The organism is Mesorhizobium sp. M5C.F.Ca.IN.020.29.1.1 (assembly GCF_003997375.1).
In the GTDB taxonomy this organism is placed as follows: Bacteria; Pseudomonadota; Alphaproteobacteria; order Rhizobiales; family Rhizobiaceae; genus Mesorhizobium; species Mesorhizobium wenxiniae.
Map to the genome: position 1 here is coordinate 1 of NZ_RZSW01000926.1, position 1520 is coordinate 1520.

1 protein-coding gene and 1 pseudogene are annotated in these 1520 nt (G+C 61.6%); both read right to left on the reverse strand.

Features of this window, described 5'->3' with window-relative positions:
* Positions 1–340 precede the first annotated feature (340 nt).
* Positions 341–1102, reverse strand: coding sequence for a heme ABC transporter permease (locus EOA85_RS35050; protein WP_127212712.1), 762 nt, complete (start codon positions 1100–1102; stop codon positions 341–343).
* A 108-nt stretch (positions 1103–1210) separates the two neighbouring features.
* Positions 1211–1520, reverse strand: a pseudogene (locus EOA85_RS35055) (glucan ABC transporter ATP-binding protein/ permease); the annotation flags it as partial.

Sequence of the window (1520 nt, forward strand, 5' to 3'; positions counted from 1 at the left end):
GGCGCCACCAAACAGTGTGACATACCAGAGATCCTGGGCCGCCGGAATTTCGACCGCCGCCTCGGTCGCATTGGCCGAATTCCAGCCAAGCATCAGGGCCAATGCGGACACGCCAGCCAGCAAGCGCACTTTCATCGACAAATCCCCCACGACAATTAACAGGCAAATATCACGTCCAGTGCACGCATAACGTCCAGTGCATGGCTGAGCTGTCAACGTGAAAACCAGGGCGGGGTCGACCTGCGGAAATCGCTGTTGCAACGTTGCAACGTTTTACTTGCGCCTCATCGTGTCGGGCGCATTCGAATGAAGGACCAATGACCGGTAGTCAGGGTGCCACCTAGCCGGGCTTGTCTGCCTGCCTCGCCGCGACTCGGCGCATGGAGATGACGCGGCGGCGGCGAATTTCCGTGCGCATCGCCATCAGATGCAACGCGAAGAACAGCACGGTAAAGCCTAGAGCCATCACCAGCAACGGCCTCAGCATAGAGGGGTCAATGGTCGAGCCACCCATGCGGAACACCGAAGCCGGCTGATGCAGCGTGTTCCACCAGTCGACCGAGAACTTGATGATCGGGATGTTTATGAAGCCGACCAGGGTGATGATTGCGGCGGCCCAGGCGGCGCGCGCCGCATCGTCGAGTGCCCGCGTCAGCGCGATGATGCCAAGATACATCAGAAACAGCACGAACACCGAGGTCAGCCGCGCGTCCCATACCCACCAGGTGCCCCACATCGGCTTGCCCCAGATCGAGCCGGTGATCAGCGCGAGTGCTGTAAAGACGGCGCCGATGGGTGCCGCCGATTTCAGCGCGACATCGGCCAGCGGATGGCGCCATACCAGCGTGCCCAACGCGAAAACCGCCATCAGCGTGAAACACATCATGGCCAGCCAGGCGAAGGGCACATGGATATACATGATGCGCACGGTAATGCCTTGCTGGAAATCCTCCGGCGCAGCGAAGCTCATATAGAGCCCGGCGGCCAAGATGAGTGCGGCGATGGTCGCCAGCCACGGCACCACCTTATCGGCCAACCAGACAAACCGCGTCGGGTTGGCGAAATCCATCCAGCCGCTGAGGCGTGAAGTCAGGTCACTCATGCGGCCTTACATAAACCGGCGACGCTTTTGGGGCAATCGAGTGGTGGTGTCGCAGGCTGCCTTCCCTTCTCCCATAGGACAGGTGAGAAGGGAAGGCAGCCTGGCCGCTCAGGCGGCCTCGTCCGTGATGGTGCGGCTGAGGCGGCGGACTTCCTCGTCGTTGAGCAGGCCGCCGGCGCGCAGCAGGCTGGCGAAGCGGCCATTGCGCATCGACAATTCGGCGAAGCCGCCCATTTCGACCACCTTGCCCTTGTCCATGAACACAACCAGATCGGCATCTCGAACGGTGGTCAAGCGGTGGGCGATGATGAAGGTAGTGCGGCCGCGCCGCAATTCGTCGATCGCTTCCTTGACGCGGTCTTCCGTCTCGACATCGAGCGCGCTGGTCGCTTCGTCGAGCACCAGGATGGGCGAATCC

What these genes read in the sequence shown, in the direction of transcription:
- EOA85_RS35050 (WP_127212712.1), bottom strand. Translation starts at nt 1,102, where the DNA reads ATGAGTGACCTGACTTCACGCCTCAGCGGCTGGATGGATTTCGCCAAC.